This window comes from Acidovorax sp. FJL06 (assembly GCF_003852545.1).
Classification (GTDB): domain Bacteria; phylum Pseudomonadota; class Gammaproteobacteria; order Burkholderiales; family Burkholderiaceae_C; genus Acidovorax.
Genome location: NZ_QAJR01000029.1, coordinates 119,400 through 136,797, shown reverse-complemented (window position 1 = coordinate 136,797; position 17,398 = coordinate 119,400). Strand labels below are relative to the sequence as shown.

19 protein-coding genes, 1 pseudogene and 1 riboswitch are annotated in these 17,398 nt (G+C 69.1%); of the genes and pseudogenes, 10 read left to right on the top strand and 10 right to left on the bottom strand.

The window, feature by feature from the left end; genetic code table 11:
• Positions 1-2: 2 nt before the first annotated feature.
• The 3 genes from DBV10_RS16640 to DBV10_RS16630 all read left to right on the top strand — a co-directional run bounded on the left by DBV10_RS16640 (position 3) and on the right by DBV10_RS16630 (position 1,422).
• Positions 3-413, top strand: coding sequence for a DUF6463 family protein (locus DBV10_RS16640; RefSeq protein ID WP_233589956.1), 411 nt, complete (start codon positions 3-5; stop codon positions 411-413).
• Between the two features lie 54 nt (positions 414-467).
• The gene (locus DBV10_RS16635; protein ID WP_124514705.1) at positions 468-848 is read left to right on the top strand and encodes a hypothetical protein; all 381 of its coding nucleotides are present in this window, start codon (positions 468-470) and stop codon (positions 846-848) included.
• A 118-nt stretch (positions 849-966) separates the two neighbouring features.
• The gene (locus DBV10_RS16630; protein ID WP_124514780.1) at positions 967-1,422 is read left to right on the top strand and encodes a YXWGXW repeat-containing protein; all 456 of its coding nucleotides are present in this window, start codon (positions 967-969) and stop codon (positions 1,420-1,422) included.
• Positions 1,423-1,455: 33 nt separating this feature from the next.
• On the opposite strand, the gene DBV10_RS16625 is transcribed toward DBV10_RS16630, so the two are convergent.
• A complete protein-coding gene (locus tag DBV10_RS16625; protein ID WP_124514704.1) occupies positions 1,456-2,256 on the bottom strand; it encodes a 2-keto-4-pentenoate hydratase in 801 nt (266 codons plus the stop codon).
• A 224-nt stretch (positions 2,257-2,480) separates the two neighbouring features.
• Positions 2,481-2,589: riboswitch (glycine riboswitch) on the top strand.
• 99 nt (positions 2,590-2,688) lie between these two features.
• Here DBV10_RS16625 and DBV10_RS16620 point away from each other — a divergent pair.
• Positions 2,689-4,008 carry a D-amino acid dehydrogenase gene (locus tag DBV10_RS16620; protein WP_124514703.1) on the top strand — a complete coding sequence of 440 codons (1,320 nt, stop codon included), beginning with the start codon at positions 2,689-2,691 and terminating at the stop codon, positions 4,006-4,008.
• 53 nt (positions 4,009-4,061) lie between these two features.
• On the opposite strand, the gene DBV10_RS16615 is transcribed toward DBV10_RS16620, so the two are convergent.
• Both DBV10_RS16615 and DBV10_RS16610 read right to left on the bottom strand, forming a co-directional pair.
• Positions 4,062-4,400 carry a cytochrome c gene (locus DBV10_RS16615; protein WP_124514702.1) on the bottom strand — a complete coding sequence of 113 codons (339 nt, stop codon included), beginning with the start codon at positions 4,398-4,400 and terminating at the stop codon, positions 4,062-4,064.
• Between the two features lies 1 nt (position 4,401).
• Positions 4,402-5,616, bottom strand: a complete 1,215-nt coding sequence (locus tag DBV10_RS16610) for a sulfite oxidase (protein WP_124514701.1) — start codon at positions 5,614-5,616, stop codon at positions 4,402-4,404.
• A gap of 203 nt (positions 5,617-5,819) precedes the next feature.
• On the opposite strand from DBV10_RS16610, the gene DBV10_RS16605 reads away from it, so the two are divergent.
• Positions 5,820-7,010: a rhodanese-like domain-containing protein gene (locus tag DBV10_RS16605; RefSeq protein ID WP_124514700.1), complete on the top strand. Its 1,191-nt coding sequence runs from the start codon at positions 5,820-5,822 to the stop codon at positions 7,008-7,010.
• A 91-nt stretch (positions 7,011-7,101) separates the two neighbouring features.
• On the top strand, positions 7,102-8,424 hold the full coding sequence (locus DBV10_RS16600; RefSeq protein ID WP_124514699.1) for a hemolysin family protein: 1,323 nt from the start codon (positions 7,102-7,104) through the stop codon (positions 8,422-8,424).
• 5 nt (positions 8,425-8,429) lie between these two features.
• On the opposite strand, the gene DBV10_RS16595 is transcribed toward DBV10_RS16600, so the two are convergent.
• From DBV10_RS16595 to DBV10_RS16570, 6 genes are all read right to left on the bottom strand, one after another.
• Positions 8,430-9,761, bottom strand: a complete 1,332-nt coding sequence (locus tag DBV10_RS16595) for an FIST N-terminal domain-containing protein (RefSeq protein WP_124514698.1) — start codon at positions 9,759-9,761, stop codon at positions 8,430-8,432.
• An 84-nt stretch (positions 9,762-9,845) separates the two neighbouring features.
• Complete coding sequence (locus DBV10_RS16590; protein WP_124514697.1) at positions 9,846-10,715, bottom strand: PhaM family polyhydroxyalkanoate granule multifunctional regulatory protein; 870 nt, start codon at positions 10,713-10,715, stop codon at positions 9,846-9,848.
• A gap of 97 nt (positions 10,716-10,812) precedes the next feature.
• A complete protein-coding gene (locus DBV10_RS16585) occupies positions 10,813-11,298 on the bottom strand; it encodes a copper chaperone PCu(A)C (RefSeq protein ID WP_124514696.1) in 486 nt (161 codons plus the stop codon).
• Positions 11,299-11,344: 46 nt separating this feature from the next.
• The gene (locus DBV10_RS16580) at positions 11,345-11,893 is read right to left on the bottom strand and encodes a YcnI family protein (protein WP_370451191.1); all 549 of its coding nucleotides are present in this window, start codon (positions 11,891-11,893) and stop codon (positions 11,345-11,347) included.
• A gap of 140 nt (positions 11,894-12,033) precedes the next feature.
• Entirely contained in the window at positions 12,034-14,361 is a 2,328-nt protein-coding gene (locus DBV10_RS16575) for a TonB-dependent receptor (protein ID WP_124514695.1), read from the bottom strand.
• Between the two features lie 80 nt (positions 14,362-14,441).
• A complete protein-coding gene (locus tag DBV10_RS16570; protein ID WP_124514694.1) occupies positions 14,442-14,810 on the bottom strand; it encodes a DUF2946 family protein in 369 nt (122 codons plus the stop codon).
• A 123-nt stretch (positions 14,811-14,933) separates the two neighbouring features.
• Between DBV10_RS16570 and DBV10_RS16565 the strand changes: the two genes are divergently transcribed.
• The 4 genes and pseudogenes from DBV10_RS16565 to DBV10_RS16550 form a co-directional block, all read left to right on the top strand.
• Complete coding sequence (locus tag DBV10_RS16565; RefSeq protein WP_124514693.1) at positions 14,934-15,578, top strand: glutathione S-transferase; 645 nt, start codon at positions 14,934-14,936, stop codon at positions 15,576-15,578.
• A 116-nt stretch (positions 15,579-15,694) separates the two neighbouring features.
• Positions 15,695-16,066 carry a TraR/DksA family transcriptional regulator gene (locus DBV10_RS16560; RefSeq protein WP_124514692.1) on the top strand — a complete coding sequence of 124 codons (372 nt, stop codon included), beginning with the start codon at positions 15,695-15,697 and terminating at the stop codon, positions 16,064-16,066.
• Positions 16,067-16,116: 50 nt separating this feature from the next.
• A complete protein-coding gene (locus DBV10_RS16555; RefSeq protein ID WP_124514691.1) occupies positions 16,117-16,530 on the top strand; it encodes a VOC family protein in 414 nt (137 codons plus the stop codon).
• Positions 16,531-16,610: 80 nt separating this feature from the next.
• Positions 16,611-16,742: pseudogene (locus DBV10_RS16550) on the top strand (MarC family protein); the annotation flags it as partial.
• A 36-nt stretch (positions 16,743-16,778) separates the two neighbouring features.
• Here DBV10_RS16550 and DBV10_RS16545 read toward each other — a convergent pair.
• Entirely contained in the window at positions 16,779-17,327 is a 549-nt protein-coding gene (locus DBV10_RS16545) for an Rrf2 family transcriptional regulator (protein ID WP_124514690.1), read from the bottom strand.
• Between the last annotated feature and the right edge of the window lie 71 nt (positions 17,328-17,398).

Here is a 17,398-nt window from a genome sequence, read left to right as displayed (position 1 = left end):
CCATGCTGCCCCCCCACACCACCCCATCGCCCCGCCGCCACCCCACGCCTTTTCGTGCCTCCTGGAAAGGCGGGTGGCTGCTGGCCGTGGCAGCGGTGCACACGGCGTTTGCCGCTGTCGTGTTCCTGCCCCAATTGCAGGAGATCGCCCGGCGCGGCGTTTTTGACAGCGTCGGCACCGACCCGATGGTGGGCGCCGTCGCCTGGTTTGTGTTGTTTGGCGGCGTGCTCGCGCTGCTGGGCTGGGCCGTCCTGCTCCTCGAGCGCCATGCGGTCCTGGCGCCCGTTCCGTTGCGTCCGCTGGGCATGGGGGTGCTGGCCCTCACGGTGCTGGGCATCGTGCTCATGCCGGCCTCGGGCTTCTGGCTGGCCCTGCCCCCCGCGCTGGCCCTGTGCCGGCGCCCACGGCGGTGAATGCAGGCCCCGGTACGCCACGGCCTTCTTGAAGAATCCACGGAAAACCTGTCCATGAACACTGCCTTGGTACTGGCCGCCGGGGGCCTGGCGCTGATCGGCCTGGCCCATTCCGTTCTGGGCGAAGTCCTGCTGTTCCGCCGGTTGCGCACGCAGGGCGTGGTGCCCACGGGCGGCCACCCCGTGCTGCGCGAGCGGCAGGTGCGCATCCTGTGGGGCTCGTGGCACCTGGTCACGGTGCTGGGCTGGGCCCTGGCCGCAGTGCTGTGGCGCCTGGGCACGGTGCCGGTGGATGCAGCCCTAGGCGCCTGGGTGGCCGATGTGGCGGGTGCCGCCACGCTGGCCAGCGGGCTGCTGGTGTTCTATGCCACGGACGGCCGGCACCCCGCCTGGGCAGCGCTGCTGGTGGTGGCCACCCTGGTGTGGTGGCGCTGACGGACACACAACTTCACAAGACTTCGCAATCGGCCTACACCGGCTTGACGCACCGCCTGCACGATGCAGTCTCCCGGTTCCACCCGGGGCCTTTTTTGAGGAGACCACCATGACCCCCATGGCCCGCCATGCCTGCGCCGCGGCTTCCATCGCCCTGCTGTCACTGGGCACCGCCACAGCGACCCGCGCGCAGCACACCAACGCCACCGTTGTCATCGGCACCAGCACGCCCACCTACCGGGTCCCCGCGCCCGTGCTGGTGCAGTACCAGGCGCCGCCACCGCCCCGCCACGAGGCCATGCCCCACCCGCGCCGGGGCATGGTGTGGGTGCCCGGCCACTGGGAGTGGCGCGGCCACCGCCATGTCTGGCAATCCGGCTACTGGGTGAAGGCCCGCCCCGGCTACCACTACCGCGAACCGCGCTGGGTTGAAAACGGTGGCCGCTGGAGCATGCAGCCCGGCGGCTGGGACCGGGACGGCGACGGGGTCCCGAACCGCTACGACCGTGACCGCGATGGCGACGGCGTGCCCAACCGCCACGACCGCCGCCCCGACAACCCCTACCGCCGCTGACGCGCCAGCCCCGCAGCAGGAGCGGCTGCGGGATCAGTCGAACGCCAGCTCCGCCCGGCCCAGGCCGGGGAAGTCCGCCACCACCCGCGTGCCCGGCGCCACCAGCACGGTGCCGGTGCACGAGCCCGTGGTCACCCACTGGCCCGCGCGCAGCCCGCCCAGGCTGTGTGCGCCTGTGTTGGCCAGCCAGGCCAGCAGCCGCAGCGGGTCGCCCGCCGGGTTGCCCCAGGTGGCGTGCTGCACGGCCACCGATCCGTTCACCGACAGCCCCACCCCTTGCGCCAGGGGCTGCACCCCCGCCACGTTGGCCGTCCCTGTGCCCACCACCAGGGCGCCGTGGCAGGCCTGGTCGGCCAGGCGGCTCCACTCGCCCTGCCGGGCCCAGGCGGCAAAACGGGTATCGCACACCTCGATGCCAGCGCGCACCGACACCAGGGCCGCGCGCACCTCGGCAAGGCTGTAGGGCGTTTCGCGCGGGGACAGGTCCGCGCCCAGTTCATAGACCAGCTCCGCCTCCACCCCCAACACCGCAAAACCGGCAGCGGACAGGTGCACGGCGGCCTGCCCGGCGTGCGGGGCCTGCGCCACCCAGACCGAATCGCGTGTGAGCGCCGCGCGCGCGGGCTCGGCATCGGGTGCGGCGGCGCCCACCTTCCAGCCCGCAATCTCGCCGCGCTCGCGCACCACGGCGTCCTGCACGGCATAGGCCTGGGCTGCGTTCTGCGGGCGCAACGCGGCGGGCAGGTCCAGCGGGCGGGGCGTGCGCCCCTGGCGGGCCAGGGTGAGCACGGCGGCGCTGGTCTGCGGATCAAAGGCGGTATCGGTATCGGGCATGGGGCGGGTCCAAGGGGCGGGAGATCGGCGGATTATGGCCAGCGGCAGCCCCGGCCAGCGGCCCCAGCATCAGCAACGATTGCGGTCCATTAGCGCCAGGAGGCCGCTTTTTGCGCACCGGGCGCTCCTAGAATGGCCCCCGCAGGAGAGCACAGCGGCACCACCCGCCGTGCACCGAAGGCGCAAACTCCCATACACGCTCAGGTTCCGTACTGCACCATTCAATACAGCCGTCTGGAGAGCCGCCACGCCATGTGGCGCACCGAAGGAGCAAGCCGCAGCCCGGGTGGGAGGGCGGTGAATCTCTCAGGTACCAAGGACAGGGGGAGCGGCAGCTTGGTGGGCCTGTGCCCGGCCCCGGCTGCGCTCGCTATTGAAACAATAGCTGATACCGCACATCCACCAAGCGCTAGAACCTCCAAAGGCTCTTATATGCGCGTGATCGTTCTCGGCGCCGGCTTGCTCGGCGTGACCTCGGCTTATTTCCTCTCGCAACGCGGCCACGATGTGACCGTCATCGACCGCCAGGGCGCGCCCGGCGCCGAAACCAGCTTTGCCAACGGCGGCCAGATCTCGGTGAGCCATGCCGAGCCCTGGGCCAACCCCAGCGCGCCGCTCAAGGTGCTGCAGTGGCTGGGCCAGGAGGACGCGCCCCTGCTGTTCCGCCTGCGCGCCGACATGCGCCAGTGGCTGTGGGGCCTTTCCTTCCTGCGCAACTGCACCCCGGGGCGCACGCGCCACAACATCGAGCAGATCGTGCGCCTGGGCACCTACAGCCGCGACACGCTGCAGCAGCTGCGCGCGGCCACCGGCCTCCAGTACGACCAGCGCACGCAGGGCATCCTGCACTTCTATACCAACCAAAAGGAATTTGACGGCGCGCTGGCCCCGGCCGAGCAGATGCGCGCGCTGGGCTGCGAGCGCCAGGTCATCAGTGCCGACGAGGCGGTGCGCCTTGAGCCCGCGCTGGCCCACATCCGCCCGCAGCTCGCGGGCGCCACGTTCACGGCCGAGGACGAATCGGGCGACGCCAACCAGTTCACGCGCGAGCTGGCCAAGCTGTGCGAGGCGGCGGGCGTGCAGTTCCGCATGGGCCACCACATCACTGCGCTGCGCACCGTGGGCGGCAGCATCGACCATGTGGAGGTGACCAACGCCGAAGGCCGCTTTGAGCGCGTGCGCGGCGATGCCTTTGTGCTGGCCATGGGCTCGTTCAGCCCGCTGCTCGCGCAGCCGCTGGGCATCCACCTGCCCATCTACCCGGCCAAGGGCTACTCGGTGACCATGCCCGTCAAGGACGCATCCAAAGCGCACCAGGTGAGCCTCACGGACGACGAGTTCAAGCTCGTGTTCTCGCGCTACACCAGCGAACGCGGCGGTGATCGTTTGCGCATTGCGGGCACGGCCGAACTGAACGGCTATGACCGCCACCTGAACCAAGTGCGCTGCGAGGCCATCGTGCGGCGCGTGGAGCAGCTCTTCCCCGGCGCGGGCGACACCAGCCAGGCCCAGTTCTGGACCGGCCTGCGCCCCGCCACCCCCAGCAACGTGCCGCTGATCGGCAAGACGAAAGTGGGCAACCTGTTCCTCAACACCGGCCACGGCACGCTGGGCTGGACGCATGCCTGCGGCTCGGGCAAGGCCCTGGCCGACATCGTGAGCGGCCGGGTGCCCGAGGTGGACTTCGCGTTCCAGGGCGTGCAGGGGCGCGCAACGGCAGCGGCGCTGGTGCCCTCACGCACGGCGGCATGAAGTAGAACGCGGTTGCAGCGAAGCAGCGCTGCAACCGATGCGCCCGGCCGCGCCTACTTGGCCGCGCCCGTGGCATGCGCCACAAACTGCGCCACGGCCTGCATGTCCTTCTCGCTCATGCGCTCGGCATACGAGGGCATCACGCCGATGCCCGCCTTCAGCGCGCGCAGCACGCGGCCCGCGTCGGGCTTGAGTTCATCCAGCACCGGGCCCACCTGCCCTTCGGCACCGGCGGCCTGCAGCGTGTGGCACACGGCGCAGGCGGGCTGGACCTTGGTGAACAGCTCCTTGCCGCGCGCCAGCTCAGCCGGGTCGGCAGCCCAGGCCGCCGCACAGGTGCCGACTGCAGACAACGCCACCCCGAGGTGGCGCACCCGGTTCAACCACCCCATGTCAGGCGACGGCCACTGTGACAGCATGGTCGCGCCAGCTCGCGTTGTTGTAGCCGCCCAGGTTCTCCTCGCGCTGCTCGGCCTGCACATGGCCTGCCGTGTCGGTGGCGCGGCTGGCCAGCACATGGGTGCCCGCCTCCAGGCGCACGGGCAGCACAAACTGCCGCCACGCAAAGGGGCCCAGGTCCGGGCCAATGAGCTTGGCCGCCTGCCAGGTCTTGCCGCCATCCACCGACACTTCCACGCCCTTGATGCCGCGCGTGCCGCCAAAGGCCACGCCGTGCACCTGCACCGGGCCGGGCTTGAGCGCGCCCTTGTCGGGCAGCGGGCCGTTGATCCAGGACTTGACGCCCATCTCCCACACCGACGGCTGGTCGGGACTGGCCTTGCTGCCCGGCGGCGACATGCGGTAGCCGTGCGACATGATGCGCGCCTGCGACTGTGCGCCGGTAAACGCCACGCGCTTGACGTACTTGATGTTGTTCACGCCCTGGTAGCCCGGCACCACCAGGCGCAGCGGCCCGCCGTGCGCCAGCGACAGCGGCTCGCCATTCATCTCCCAGGCCAGGAGCGCGTCGTCCAGCGCCTTCACGGGCACCGAGCGCTCCACCAGCACCGACAACGGGTCCACGCCCTCGGGCAGTTTTTCGCCGCCCGTGCCGGTCAGGTAGGCGGCACCGTCGGCCAGCCCGCCCAGGGCCGCCACCACGTTGCGCAGCGGCACGCCGCTCCAGACCACACAACCTGCTGCGCCCACCTGCCAGGGTGTGCCGCTGGGCTTGCTGGGGAAGAAGCCCCGGCCATTGCCCGAGCACTGCAGCACGGTGGCCACGGTTTCCACGCCCAGGGTCTTGAGTTCGGCCAGCGTAAGGCTGCGCGGGCTCTTCACACCTTCGATGGCCACGCTCCAGGCCTCGCGGTTGTCCAGAATGGCCGCATCGGGTGCGGGCAGGTTGTTGCGCACATAAAGCTGGTTGGAGGGCGTGATGACGCTGGTGCCAAACGCCGCGCGCCGTGTCTCCAGCGTGCTGCTGCTGTGCACGATCAGCGCATCGGGGGACTTCCAGCCCGCATAGGCCGGCAGCGGCTTGGCAGCAGGGGCGGCCGCCTGCTGGGCCCGGGCACCGCCGGCCCACCCGGCCAGGCCCAGCGCGCCCAGGGCGGCAGCGCTTCCGGCCAACAGGTGGCGGCGCGGCAAGGTCGTGGAATCTGTCATGGGAACGTCTCCGAAAAGGTGGGGGGGGGGGAAGGAACCGGCAGGCGAAGCCAGCCCGCATTCTGTGCGGCAGCCCCTCCCCTGCGCGCGCAACAATGCGTTAACAAAAGTAACAAACACAAAACATTCGAAACATCCGTACGCATATGGGCTGGCATGGGCATATTCGCGCTGTCTTCGAGATCGAGAGAAAGGGCGACGCCATGAACACCTATAAAAAAACCACAGTCTCCCGCGCTGGCATCCGGCTGGCGGTGCTGCTGGGCTGGGGCCTGGCCTGCGGCTCGGCACTGGCCCAGCTCACGGCCATGGTGGCCGTGGAGCCCACCGCGCGCAAGGCCGCCCATTCCATCCTGCGCACGGCCGCCGAATCGGGCCTGTCCAAGGCCGCCGGCCAAACCGTGGCCCTGACCACCAGCGACGACCTGGCCGACGTGATGCGCGCCACCCGCAGCGCGGGCTACGACATCTTCATCGGCCCGGCCCAGGTGGCGGCCTCGGCCCTGCAGCGGGGCTACGAGCTGGTGGGCGCCACGCACAAATCCGACAAGTACCTGCTGGTGGGGCTGGCGCAGATCGACGCCGTGCCCGCGATGAAGGGCCGCCGCCTCTACCTGCCGCAGCAGGACTCGATCTACACCTACATGGCGCGCGGCATGCTCAACGAGGCCGGGCTGTCGTTCCAGGACCTGCGTGCCGTGCAGTACGAGAAGTTTCCCCAGGCCGGCCTCACGGCCCTGACCCTGGGCACGGCCGACGCCACCGTGGTGCGCGAGGACGACTGGGCCGAGTGGTCGGCCGCGCACCCCAACGCCGCGCGCGTGCTGGCCACCTCGCAGCCCGTGCCCGGCGGCTTCTCGGTGGTGGTGAAGAAGGACCTGCCCGCCGATGCGCGCAACCGGCTGGCCCAGTGGTTTGGCGCCACGCCGCCCGCCACCGGGCTGCCGCCCGTCGCCCTGCGCCCCGAGGCCACCGAATACCGCCGCGTGGCGGAGCTGGGCCTCTTCACCCCCACCAGCCTGCCCGGGGTGAGCCGTATCACCGCGCGCGAGGCGCAAACCCTGATCCAGGCGCAGGGCGCCACGCTGGTGGACACGCGCACCGAGAAGGAATTCAAGGCCAAGCGCATCCGGGGCGCCGTGTTCGCAGCCTATGTGGAGAAAAGCCTCAAGGACGTGGCCTTCAACGCCGCGCAGGATGATTTCCAGGCGCTGGACAAGCTGCCGGGCCTGGACAAGGCCAAGCCCGTGATCTTTGCCTGCAACGGCGCCGAATGCTGGAAGTCCTACAAGGCGGCCAAGGTGGCGGCCGCCAAGGGCTTCAAGTCGGTGTACTGGCTGCGCGGGGGGCTGCCCGAATGGGATGCCACCGGCCTGCCCACCGAGGGCGGCTGAGCCCCTGCGCTGGGAGAAACGGGGCCCACCGCCCCCCTTCCGTACAATCGCTTGCAACTCAACACCCAAGGGCGCGCAAGGCGCCCTTTGTATGGAAATAGCAATACTGTTCGCCCTCATCTGTCTCAACGGCCTGTTTGCCATGTCCGAGATTGCTCTGGTCACGGCCCGCAAGGTGCGGTTGCAAAAGCTGATTGATGAGGGCGATAGCGGTGCCGCCGCTGCCGTGAAGCTGGGCGAAGACCCCACGCGTTTTCTCTCCACCATCCAGATCGGCATCACGTCGATCGGTGTGCTCAACGGTATCGTGGGCGAGGCCGCACTGGCCGCCCCGCTGGCCGCCTGGCTGGAACGCATGGGCGTGCCGGTGCAGGTCGGCAGCTACGCGGCCACCGGCCTGGTGGTGGTGCTGATCACCTACTTCTCCATCGTGGTGGGCGAGCTGGTGCCCAAGCGCATCGGCCAGTCTTACCCCGAAACCTTCGCCCGCCTGGTGGCCCGGCCCATCAACTTTCTGGCCCTGGCGACCAAGCCCTTTGTACTGCTGCTGTCCACCTCCACACGCACCCTGCTGCGCCTCTTGGGCGTGAAGGAAACCAGCGGCAGCCCCGTGACCGAAGAAGAGATCCACGCCATGCTGGTGGAGGGCACCACCGCCGGCGTGATCGAGTCGCACGAGCACACCATGGTGCGCAATGTGTTCCGGCTGGACGACCGCCAGATCGGCTCGCTGATGGTGCCGCGCGGCGACGTGGTGTGCCTGGACATCGACGCGCCGTTTGAAGGCACGCTGCAGCGCATCGAAGAATCGGACCACGCGCGCTTCCCGGTGGTGCGGGGCGGCATGGACAACATCCTGGGCGTGATCAACGCCCGCCAGTGGATGGCGCGCGCGCTGCGCGACCGCGCCCAGGGCCTGACCCCGCAGATGCTGCAGACCGCGCTGTACGTGCCCGAGACCATCACCGGCATGGAACTGCTGGACAACTTCCGCCTGTCGGACGTGCACATGGCCTTCGTGATCGACGAGTACGGCGAAGTGCAGGGCATCGTCACGCTGCAGGACCTGATCGAGGCGATCACGGGCGAGTTCCAGCCGCGCGACCCCGAGACCTCGTGGGCGCTGCAGCGCGAAGACGGCAGCTGGCTGCTGGACGGCCACATCCCCGTGCCCGAGCTGAAAGACCGCCTGAACCTGGACGCCGTGCCCGAAGAAGAGCGCGGCCGCTACCACACGCTGAGCGGCATGATCATGCTGCTCACGGGCCGCCTGCCCAAGGTGACCGACACGGTGCAGTGGGAGGACTGGAAGCTCGAGGTGGTGGACATGGATGGCAAGACCATCGACAAGATCCTGGCCACCCGCCTCACGCCCGAAGAACGGGCCGAGGCCGAAGACAGCCCGGCCCTCTGATCCGGTCAGCCCTGCGGCACGTTGTCCACAAACACGGTGAGCACCCCGGTGTAGCCGTAAAGGTGGTGGTGGGCGATCTCGCCGCCCGCAAAAAACCCGGCCAGCGGCACATCCCCCAGCGCATGGCGCACGATCTGCAGCTCGGCGCTGGCTCCGCCAAAATGCGGCCCACCCCGGCCCGAGCAACTCACATAGATCGCGCCGCAGATGCGCCGCCCCGTCTGCGGCAACACCCCGGCCCCGGGCGTTCCGGGCGCAGGGGCGGGCCCGCCCCGCGCTGCCGATGACGATTCGAGCGGCGCGGGCTCCAGCTCCTCGGGCGACAGTTCTTCACGGATTTCAGCGCAGATGCGCATCAGGTCGGCACGCGCCGCCGCCACGTTGCGCTGGCAGAACGCCAGGTGCATGCCCGGCTCCACCTGGTCGGCCAGGGCCACGCCCCGGCGACTGCCATCGAGCCCCACGATGTGCCGCACACGCGTGTCGGTGCCGAAGTGGCCCGTGCGGCGCTGCCCCTGGGGTTGTTCGCCCGCACTCACCAGCCCGGCCAGCGTGGCGCGCACCTTGCGCAGCGCGGGCTGCGGGTCGCCGCCATCGAGCGACACCTGCAGCGTGTCCAGCAGCACATCGAGCGCGGGCTCGCCATCGAGCGCGAGCACCACGTTGTCCTGCGCCGCGGTGATGGTGTGCAGCGCGCCCACGGGCTGGCAGCCCTGGGTGACGCGCGAGACCAGTGCCACCCCGGCATCAAACGCCACGCCCGACAGGCCGCCGTCAAACACCCCGCTGGCCCCGCCCTGCCCGGCCATGTTGCCGTCGCCGCCCACGGCAAACTGCACACTGGCCGTGCGGCTGGCGCTGAGGCCGCCAAACAGGTAGCCGGACTCGGTGCGCGCGGCCATCTCAGCCAGCAGCCCGGCCAGCTCGGGCGTGTGGCCATCGGCGTGCACCAGGGCCGTGTGCGCCACAAAACCGCTGCCCGGCCGGGGCGCATGGGCGGGCAGCGGTGCCACGCCCGAAAACACGCGGTACTGGTCGGCCGGCACATCCAGCAGCATCACCGACAGCGCGGGCTCGTCAAAGTATTCGGCGTTGTTGGCCGACACGCCCACGCCCACGGTGCCACTCCAGTCGGTCACCTCGGGCAGCTCACCGCTCAGGTGGTCGAGCAGGGCCTGGGCGTCGCTCGCGTAGTGGTCGGTGATGTAGAGCAGGCCCAGCGTGGGCGCTGTCGCGTATTCGGGCAGCGCCATCTGGGCGCGCAGTTGCGCCAGCACCAGTGCGGCCGCCATGCGCCACTGCGGGTGGGTGGCATGGCCGGTGGGAAAGAGTTTCATGGTGGAGGTCTCCGTACCAGGGCAGGGGTGGGCCGGTGTTGCGCCCCCTGCGGGTGGCCCTGCCCGCCTGCGTCGGCGTGAGCGTCAGCCCGTTCGCTTGCGGGCGGCCGCAGTGCGGGTGCTGCTGGTCTTCTTGGCTGCGGGTTTGGCGGCGGCCTTGCGCGCCGCGGGCTTCTTGGCGGCGGGGGCCTTTTTGGCAGCGGCGCCGGAGGCGCTAGCCCGCTTGGCGCCGCCCTGCATGGTCTGCATGCCCTTGGCGGCAAACTGGCTGGCCATGCCGGTGGCCGTCTTGAGGGCCTCCTTGGCGAGGCCCGTGGCCATGTTCTTGGTGGTGTCAATGGCCGTCTGCTTGGCCGCGTCCTTCATGGCATTGGCGGCAATCTGCTGGAACTGGCTGGTGAGCGCGCCCCACCACTGCATCGGGTCCACCACGGCGGGCTCGGCCGCGGCCGATGCCTTGCCTTTGGCCTGGGGCTTGGCCTTTGCAGCGGGTGCGGGCTCAGCATCGGCCTCGTCCGGGGTTTCCTCTTCGGCGGTTGCGCGGCCCGTCACGCGGGCGGCGGCGCTGGTCACGGCTTCGGCGGCGCCGGTGACGGTGTCGGCCGCCTTCTGCACGCCGCTCATCACGGTGTCGGCGGTCTTGAGCTTGAAGGCATTGGCCACGTCGCCCATGCTGAAGTTCATGCCCTTGAGCGTGGCCAGGGTCATCTTCTGCACCTCCAGCGCCTGGATGGTGGCGGCCAGCGCGCGCGAGTTCTGCTCCAGCCAGAACTGCACGGCCTTGAGTTCGTCGATGCGCTTTTCCAGCTCTTCCACGCTGATGGTGGGAGCCACCCAGTTGGAGAGGTTGGGCAACTGCGGAATGCTGGTGGACGCCCCCTTGGCCAGACTTTGGAGAAAGTCAAAACCGGGGACGAATTTGCCGAAACCGAAGTTGTTGGATGTGTCGCTCATGGCCGCTCCGCAAGAGGTGGACGAGGTGGGTCTGTGGTGGGGACACAGCTTACCCCAATGCGTTGCGGCCGCGAAGGCGGCCGTGCGGGCCTGTTCCTCAGTGTTTGTGCTCATGCGCCTTGGCGGCGCCGGGCGCGGCGGTGCCCACGGGCACGCTCAACTCCAGCTTGCTTTCTGCACCCTTGGCGTCCTGGAACACCAGGGTGAGGGGCACCGCGCTGTCCTTGGCCAGCGGCGCCTTCAGGTCCAGCAGCATGACGTGGTAGCCCCCGGGCTTGAGTTCCACGGTCTTGCCCGCAGGCAGGTCCAGCGCGGGCAGGGCGCGCATCTTCATGATGTCGCCTTCCATCTTCATCTCGTGCACCTCGGCCAGGCCGGCGGCGGGCGACTCGACGCGCACCAGGCGGGCGCCGTCCTGGGCGGTGAGGCGCATGAAGGCACCCGTGGCTTTCTGGCCCTGCACGCTGGCGCGGGCCCAGGCGCCTTCGACCTTGACGGCGGCGGTCTGTGCCCAGGCAGGGGCGCTGGCCAAGGCGGCGGCCAGCGTGGCAAGCAGGGTGGCGGTGTGGAGCAGTTTTTTCATGAATGTCTTTCGGTTATCCAGGGGGGGAACAGGTTCTGATATCCGGTCAGTGATTGTGGGCCGCCGCGCCACCGGTGGGCAGAATCTCCAGCGCCGCCGCAGGGGACTTCAGGTCCGAGAGCTTTTGCCCGGCCTGGGGCACTTCGACCCAGTCGTTGCGGCCTTCGACGCACACCTGGCGCACGGGCCAGTACACGGTGCCGGCCTGCTCGGGCGCCTGGGCCACGAGCACGAACTCGTCGTAGTGGGCGCTGGCCAGCATGTCGTCCGGCGTCCGGGCCGTCCAGGTGATGCGCACCACGTCTTCGGTGACACTGCGGCCGTGGCTGGTGTAGGGCTGGGCGAGCTTGTCGCGCTGCACATCGAGCGTCCAGCCGGCCTTGGGCATGGGGCGCGCGCCGCGCATGCCGGCCGGGATGTCCACCACCACCTGCCGCGTGGGCGATGCGCCGCAGCCATGGCCGACCTTGAAGCTGGCCTTGTAGCTGGCGCCCGCCGGGGCCACTTGGTATTCGAGCACCACATGGGCGGATGCTGCAGAGCCAAAAATGCATCCAGCGCCCAGCAGCAAAGCGGTAGCAGCTATCTTTTTCATAGTATTCATATTCAGACCTTTTCAACAATAGATGATTTCGAAAACTGGCGCGCGCCAAAGCCAGTGCCCCCGCGCAAGGGCCGCCCCGCCGCGCCGGGGGCGTCCCCCTGGGGGGATGCGGCGCAGCCGCTCAGGGGGGCTTACAAATCCACTTTCAGCTCAGCCATGTAGGTGCGCTGCGGGTAGGGGTGGAAGTTCCAGAACTGGTAGTTGTTGAGGTTGTCGATGCCCACGGCGGCGCTGACCTGCTTGGTGATCTGGTAGCGCACGCGCACGTCGGTGGTGAAGTAGCGGCTCGTGCCCTGGTAGGCGAAGCCGTTCACGTCGGTGTTGTCGAGCGTGCCGTACTGCTTGCCGCTGTAACGGGCGCCCAGGGTGTACGACCATTTGTCGTCCGGCCGGTAGGTGGCCACGGCGCTCGCGCGCCACTGCGGGATGCGCGGCTGCCACTTGCCCACGCTGGCGGGGAACTTGTCGTTCTTCGTGATCTTGGAGTCCGTCCAGGTGAGGCTGCTGCCCAGGTCCAGGCCCCGCAGGAATACATTGGCCGCCTGGTACGACAGCTCGATGCCCTGGGTGCGGATCGCGTCCACGTTCTGGATGTTGGTCACGTTGGGCGTGACGAGCACGTTGGTCTGCGAATACAGCGCGTCCCGGGTGCGCTCGAAGAAGGCCGTGAGACGCAGCAGCCCATTGCCCAAGTCCCGCTCGGCCGTCAGCTCGGTGGTCCAGCTCTTTTCGGGTTTCAGGTTCGGGTCGTTGTTGATGAGCGTGCCGCTGCCGCTGATGCCGCCCTGGTACAGCTCGGCCACGGTGGGCATGCGCACCGCGCGGCCGGTAGAGGCCTTGAGCACCCACAGGTCGCTGGCCTGCCACGCCACGGCGGCCTTGGGCGACACCGAAGTCTCGTTGCGCTCGGGGTGGTTCAGGGTGGTGGTGGCATTGCCGGTCTGGCCGTTGCTGGCGCTCCAGCGCTCGGCGCGGGCACCCAGCACGGCCTTCCACTGCGGCGCAATCTTCCAGGTGTCCTGGGCCCACAAACCGGTGAGTTGCGTGTCGCCGTTGAAGGCCTGGTTGCGGGCTCCGGCTGCGCCACCGATCCAGTCCGTGGTGGCGTTCTCGACCGTGCGCAGCTGGTAGCTGTCGCGCTGCAGGCCGAAGTCCACGATGTGCGTGCCCTGCACACCACCCGGCCGCCAGGTGCCTTTGGCCGCCAGCGTGTTCCAGCCCGTGCCTTTGTTGTTGACGATGCGGCCCGCGCCGCCGTTCAGTGCCGCAGGCAGCGCCACGGTGGCGGCGCGCAGGGTGTCGGTCTGGTAGTCGTAGCGGCTGGCGGCCACTTCCCAGTCGAACGCCCCCTGGGTGTGGCTCTTGACCGAGAGCCCGTGCATGAAGTGGGTGAGGCTTTCGTTGGACGCATTGAAGTCGGTGGGCGCCAGCGTGTACGAGCGGCCGTTGATGTTGACCATGCCGCTGTACACCGCGTTGCCGTTGGCATCGCGCAGGTAGCTGGCGGGGCGCCCTTCGGACTCGTTGTGCCACCAGCCGAAGGTGTAGGCCGCGCGCACGGTGGGTGAAATGTCGTAGGCGATCTTGGCCTTGATGTGGTCCTGCTGCGTGTGGTACTGCGTGGCGGTGCCCAGCAGAACCCACGGCTGGTTGCTGCGGTTGTTGCCCAGCACCGCGCCCGTGACCGGCGTGCCCGCGCTGCCCACGGCACCGGCCGACACCAGGCGCGTGGGGAAGGTGAGCGGCTGGCCTTCGCTGTCGGTCTTGTTGAAGTTGAGGAACCACGACCAGTCGCCGTTTTTGTTGCCCACCGAGGCGCTCACCTGCTTGCCCGCATAGGTGGCGTTGGTGCCATACAGGTCAAACGGCTGGTGCTGATAACTGACCTGGCCGTGCGCCTCGAACTTTGTGGGCATGCGCGTGACGTAGTCCACCACAGCGCCCACCGAGTTGCCCGCATAGGCGGCCGAGAACGGGCCGTAGAGCACGTCCACGCGCTCGATCTCCTCGGGGGTGACCAGCATCCAGCGCGGCGCGTTGGTGGGGCCGTTGCCCAGGTAGTTGCTCAGCAAGATGCCGTCGGCAAACACCATGGACCGCGCCGGGTTGCCCGTGCCCGAGGCGCGGGTGGACAGCACGGCGTGGTTGTAGTCGCCGATGTAGCGCTTGCGCACCAGCAGGCTGGGCAGGTACTTGAGCGCGTCTTCGCTGTCGGTGGCGTTGATCGAATGCTCGATCTGCTCGCGCGTCACGCCCTCGATGGTGGTGGGGATCTGCGTGGGCAGCGAGGTGGGCTGGCCGCCGGTGATGGTGACCACGCCCAGTTCCTTGACGGGGGCATTGCTGCTGCCGGTGCTGTCAGCGGTCTGCGCAAACGCGGGCACGGCGCCGATGCATGTGAAGGTGAGGACGAAAGGAAAGGCACTGGCCACGGCCAGCGCCATGCGGCTTTTGCGCATGGGAACTCCTGAATTTCAAGCCAAATAGGCCGTTTGCGCACAATGGGCGCGCGCAAGCAGCTATCAAACAAATAGCAGATTCAGGAGAGGGCCGGGGGCCCGCGCGGCGGCAACGGCGCGGCGGTGCGCGCAGCGATGTGCGCGGCGGGGATGGGGCGCAGGGCATGCGCCAGGGGGTGGACCACAGGCAGCTGGGCCTGCGACATGGGGGGTGGGGCACCCACATGCGCGCACAGCGGGCAGTCGAGCGTGTGGCCCTGCACCTCCTGCACGCCATCGTCGGTCTTGACCAGGAGCTTGATGGCACCCGAGCCCGAGCAGATCAACTCCATCGCCTGCGGGTTGACCAGGGGCGACGCCACGGCCACCCCGATGGACAACACAAACCACGCCAGCACCAGGCGGGCGAGCCAGCGAAGGCTGCGGAGGGTTTGCAGGGGGGACCACATGAGGGCCCGATTGTAGGGGGGGCCACCCGCCAGCCCTTGACCTGGGTCATCTGCGCGACGGACTGCGCCCCCGCCCGGGCCTAGGATGCGTGCTGCATTCACCACCATCACGGAGACGCCACCATGCTCACACTCTGCGGCTTTTCGGCCAGCAATTACTACAACAAGGTCAAGCTCGCCCTGCTCGAAAAGGGCCTGCCGTTCACCGAGGAACTGGCCTGGGTGGGCGAGGTCGACCGCAGCGCCAGCCCGCTGGGCAAGGTGCCCTACCTGCGCACGCCCCAGGGCCCGCTGTGCGAATCGGCCGTGATCGCCGACTACATCGAAGCCGCCCACCCCGGGCACGCGCTGGTCCCCGCCGACCCCTACCAGGCCGCCAAGGTGCGCGAGCTGATCACCTTTCTGGAGCTGCACCTGGAGCTGGTGGCGCGCAACCTGTACCCGCAGGCCTTCTTTGGCGGCACCGTGAGCGACACCGCCAAGGAAAAGGTGGGCGCGCAACTGGAGAAGAACATCGCCGCCTTCGCCCAGCTGGCGAAGTTCGGCCCCTATGTGGGCGGCGACAGCTTCACGATGGCCGACTGCGCCGCCATCGTGCACCTGCCGCTGGTCAGCTCGGCCACCAAGATCGTCTATGGCCGCGACTACCTGGCCGACCTGCCCGTGCGCGAGTACCTGGCCCGCATGGGCGAACGGCCCCACGTGCAGCGCGTGAATGCGGACCGCAAGACCAACACCGCTGACATGCTGGCGCGGCCGAAGAAGTAGCCCGCCGGTGCGGCCAAGCCGCGCCCCGCCCCACCACACCCCTTGACCCTGGTCAACGCATGGCCGGGCCCGCCAGCGCACCATGAAGGCATCCCAACGCCTTTCTGGAGCACAGCATGGACTCGACCCAAGCCGCCCCCTACCGCCAGCAGCTGCTGGCACAACAGGCCGCGCTGCTTGCGCAACTGGCCGACCAGCGCGGCGGCACCATCGGCCGGGCTGAGGCCGCCGCCGACCACTTTGGCCAGACCGAAGACCCACGCGCCCAGATAGCCACCGAACGTGAACTGGCGTTTGCACTGGACGAGCGTGAAACCGCCCACTTGGCCGCCGTGGAAGCAGCCCTGGCCCGCATGGAGGCGGGCACCTACGGCGAATGCACGGACTGCGGCACCTCCATCACCGCCGCCCGCCTGCATGCCACCCCCGAAGCCGCGCGCTGCGTGCATTGCCAAGAGAAGGCCGAGCAGCACCGCCGGGCGGCCTGAGCGCCTGTTGACGGTCTCGCCGCAAGGCCCCGGCTGCTATCCTTTGCGGGATGCGCAGCCTCTTTCACCTCGCCTTTCACGTCACCGACCTCGATGCCGCCCGCCGCTTTTACGGCGGCGTGCTGGGCTGCCAGGAGGGCCGGAGCACCGACACCTGGGTGGACTTTGACTTCTTCGGCCACCAGATCTCGCTGCACCTGGGCACGCCCTTCGCCAGCGCCCGCACCGGCCATGTGGGCGACCACCTGGTGCCCATGCCCCATTTCGGCGCCATCCTGGAGCTGCCCGACTGGCATGCACTGGCCGCGCGCCTGCAGGCGGCGGGCACGGCCTTTGTGCTGCAGCCCCAGGTGCGCTTTGAAGGCCAGCCGGGCGAGCAGTGGACGATGTTCTTCCACGACCCCAGCGGCAACCCGATCGAGATCAAGGGCTTCCGCTCGCTGGACGCGGTGTACGCAGCGTGAGCGACACCTTCGCGTCGGCCACCATCCTGCGGCGGCCAGGGCCTGTCACCCTTCCATTCCCCCACGCGAAAGACAGCCAGGCCGAGCGCATCCTGCGCCTGGTGGGCGAGCGCGTGGTGATGGCGTTTGAGCGCCTGATGGGGCTGATCCTGGTCGCGATCGCGGTGGCAATGCGGGGCCGGGGCATCAAACGGCTCGCGCACCCGCTGTAGCCCGCAACCAGCGGGGCACACCGCCCCGGGGCCGGCTCAGCGCCGTTGCAAGAGGGGCATGGAGCCCAGCGCGAACACCGAGTTGGGCACGCCCACCCGGGCCATCAGGGGCCGGGGCTTGGGAGTGATCCGGGACTTGGCGGCTGCGGCGGGCGCGGCCTCTTCCAGCGCCACCCCTTTTTCGAGCTGCTGGGCCACCAGGTCCTGCAAGGTCACCGACTGCAGGTACTCCATCACGCGCAGGTTGAAGGTGGACCACAGCTCGCCGGTCATGGACTTGACCTGCGCAGCCTGGCTCGGGCCCAGGTTCTGCAGTTCGTCGGCCTTGAGGTTTTCGACCGCCAGGATGATCTCCGCCACCGACACCTGGTCGGCCCGGCGGGCCAGCGTGTAGCCGCCACCGGGCCCGCGCGTGCTGTCCACCAGCCCGGCACGGCGCAGGGCGCTGAACAGCTGCTCCAGGTACGAAAGGGACGTGCCCTGGCGCGAACTGATGGTGGACAGGGCCACCGGCCGCATCTTCTGGCGCAGGGCGAGGTCGGTCATGGCCGACACGGCAAGTTGTCCTCTGGTAGTGATACGCATCGTTGCTACTCCTTAGAACAGGTTCTTATGAACGCTGACAGTTCCTTCCCGGGCGCAGCGTGCCACGGAAA

Excerpts from the sequence above, each read along its gene's own strand:
- DBV10_RS16590 (WP_124514697.1), bottom strand. The coding sequence starts at position 10,715 with ATGAGCGACACATCCAACAACTTCGGTTTCGGCAAATTCGTCCCCGGT.
- DBV10_RS16560 (WP_124514692.1), top strand. The coding sequence starts at position 15,695 with ATGGACTCGACCCAAGCCGCCCCCTACCGCCAGCAGCTGCTGGCACAA.
- DBV10_RS16595 (WP_124514698.1), bottom strand. The coding sequence starts at position 9,761 with ATGAAACTCTTTCCCACCGGCCATGCCACCCACCCGCAGTGGCGCATG.
- DBV10_RS16575 (WP_124514695.1), bottom strand. The coding sequence starts at position 14,361 with ATGCGCAAAAGCCGCATGGCGCTGGCCGTGGCCAGTGCCTTTCCTTTC.
- DBV10_RS16585 (WP_124514696.1), bottom strand. The coding sequence starts at position 11,298 with ATGAAAAAACTGCTCCACACCGCCACCCTGCTTGCCACGCTGGCCGCC.
- DBV10_RS16545 (WP_124514690.1), bottom strand. The coding sequence starts at position 17,327 with ATGCGTATCACTACCAGAGGACAACTTGCCGTGTCGGCCATGACCGAC.
- DBV10_RS16565 (WP_124514693.1), top strand. The coding sequence starts at position 14,934 with ATGCTCACACTCTGCGGCTTTTCGGCCAGCAATTACTACAACAAGGTC.
- DBV10_RS16610 (WP_124514701.1), bottom strand. The coding sequence starts at position 5,616 with ATGACAGATTCCACGACCTTGCCGCGCCGCCACCTGTTGGCCGGAAGC.
- DBV10_RS16605 (WP_124514700.1), top strand. The coding sequence starts at position 5,820 with ATGAACACCTATAAAAAAACCACAGTCTCCCGCGCTGGCATCCGGCTG.
- DBV10_RS16570 (WP_124514694.1), bottom strand. The coding sequence starts at position 14,810 with ATGTGGTCCCCCCTGCAAACCCTCCGCAGCCTTCGCTGGCTCGCCCGC.
- DBV10_RS16600 (WP_124514699.1), top strand. The coding sequence starts at position 7,102 with ATGGAAATAGCAATACTGTTCGCCCTCATCTGTCTCAACGGCCTGTTT.
- DBV10_RS16640 (WP_233589956.1), top strand. The coding sequence starts at position 3 with ATGCTGCCCCCCCACACCACCCCATCGCCCCGCCGCCACCCCACGCCT.
- DBV10_RS16580 (WP_370451191.1), bottom strand. The coding sequence starts at position 11,893 with ATGAAAAAGATAGCTGCTACCGCTTTGCTGCTGGGCGCTGGATGCATT.
- DBV10_RS16625 (WP_124514704.1), bottom strand. The coding sequence starts at position 2,256 with ATGCCCGATACCGATACCGCCTTTGATCCGCAGACCAGCGCCGCCGTG.
- DBV10_RS16555 (WP_124514691.1), top strand. The coding sequence starts at position 16,117 with ATGCGCAGCCTCTTTCACCTCGCCTTTCACGTCACCGACCTCGATGCC.
- DBV10_RS16630 (WP_124514780.1), top strand. The coding sequence starts at position 967 with ATGGCCCGCCATGCCTGCGCCGCGGCTTCCATCGCCCTGCTGTCACTG.
- DBV10_RS16635 (WP_124514705.1), top strand. The coding sequence starts at position 468 with ATGAACACTGCCTTGGTACTGGCCGCCGGGGGCCTGGCGCTGATCGGC.
- DBV10_RS16620 (WP_124514703.1), top strand. The coding sequence starts at position 2,689 with ATGCGCGTGATCGTTCTCGGCGCCGGCTTGCTCGGCGTGACCTCGGCT.
- DBV10_RS16615 (WP_124514702.1), bottom strand. The coding sequence starts at position 4,400 with ATGGGGTGGTTGAACCGGGTGCGCCACCTCGGGGTGGCGTTGTCTGCA.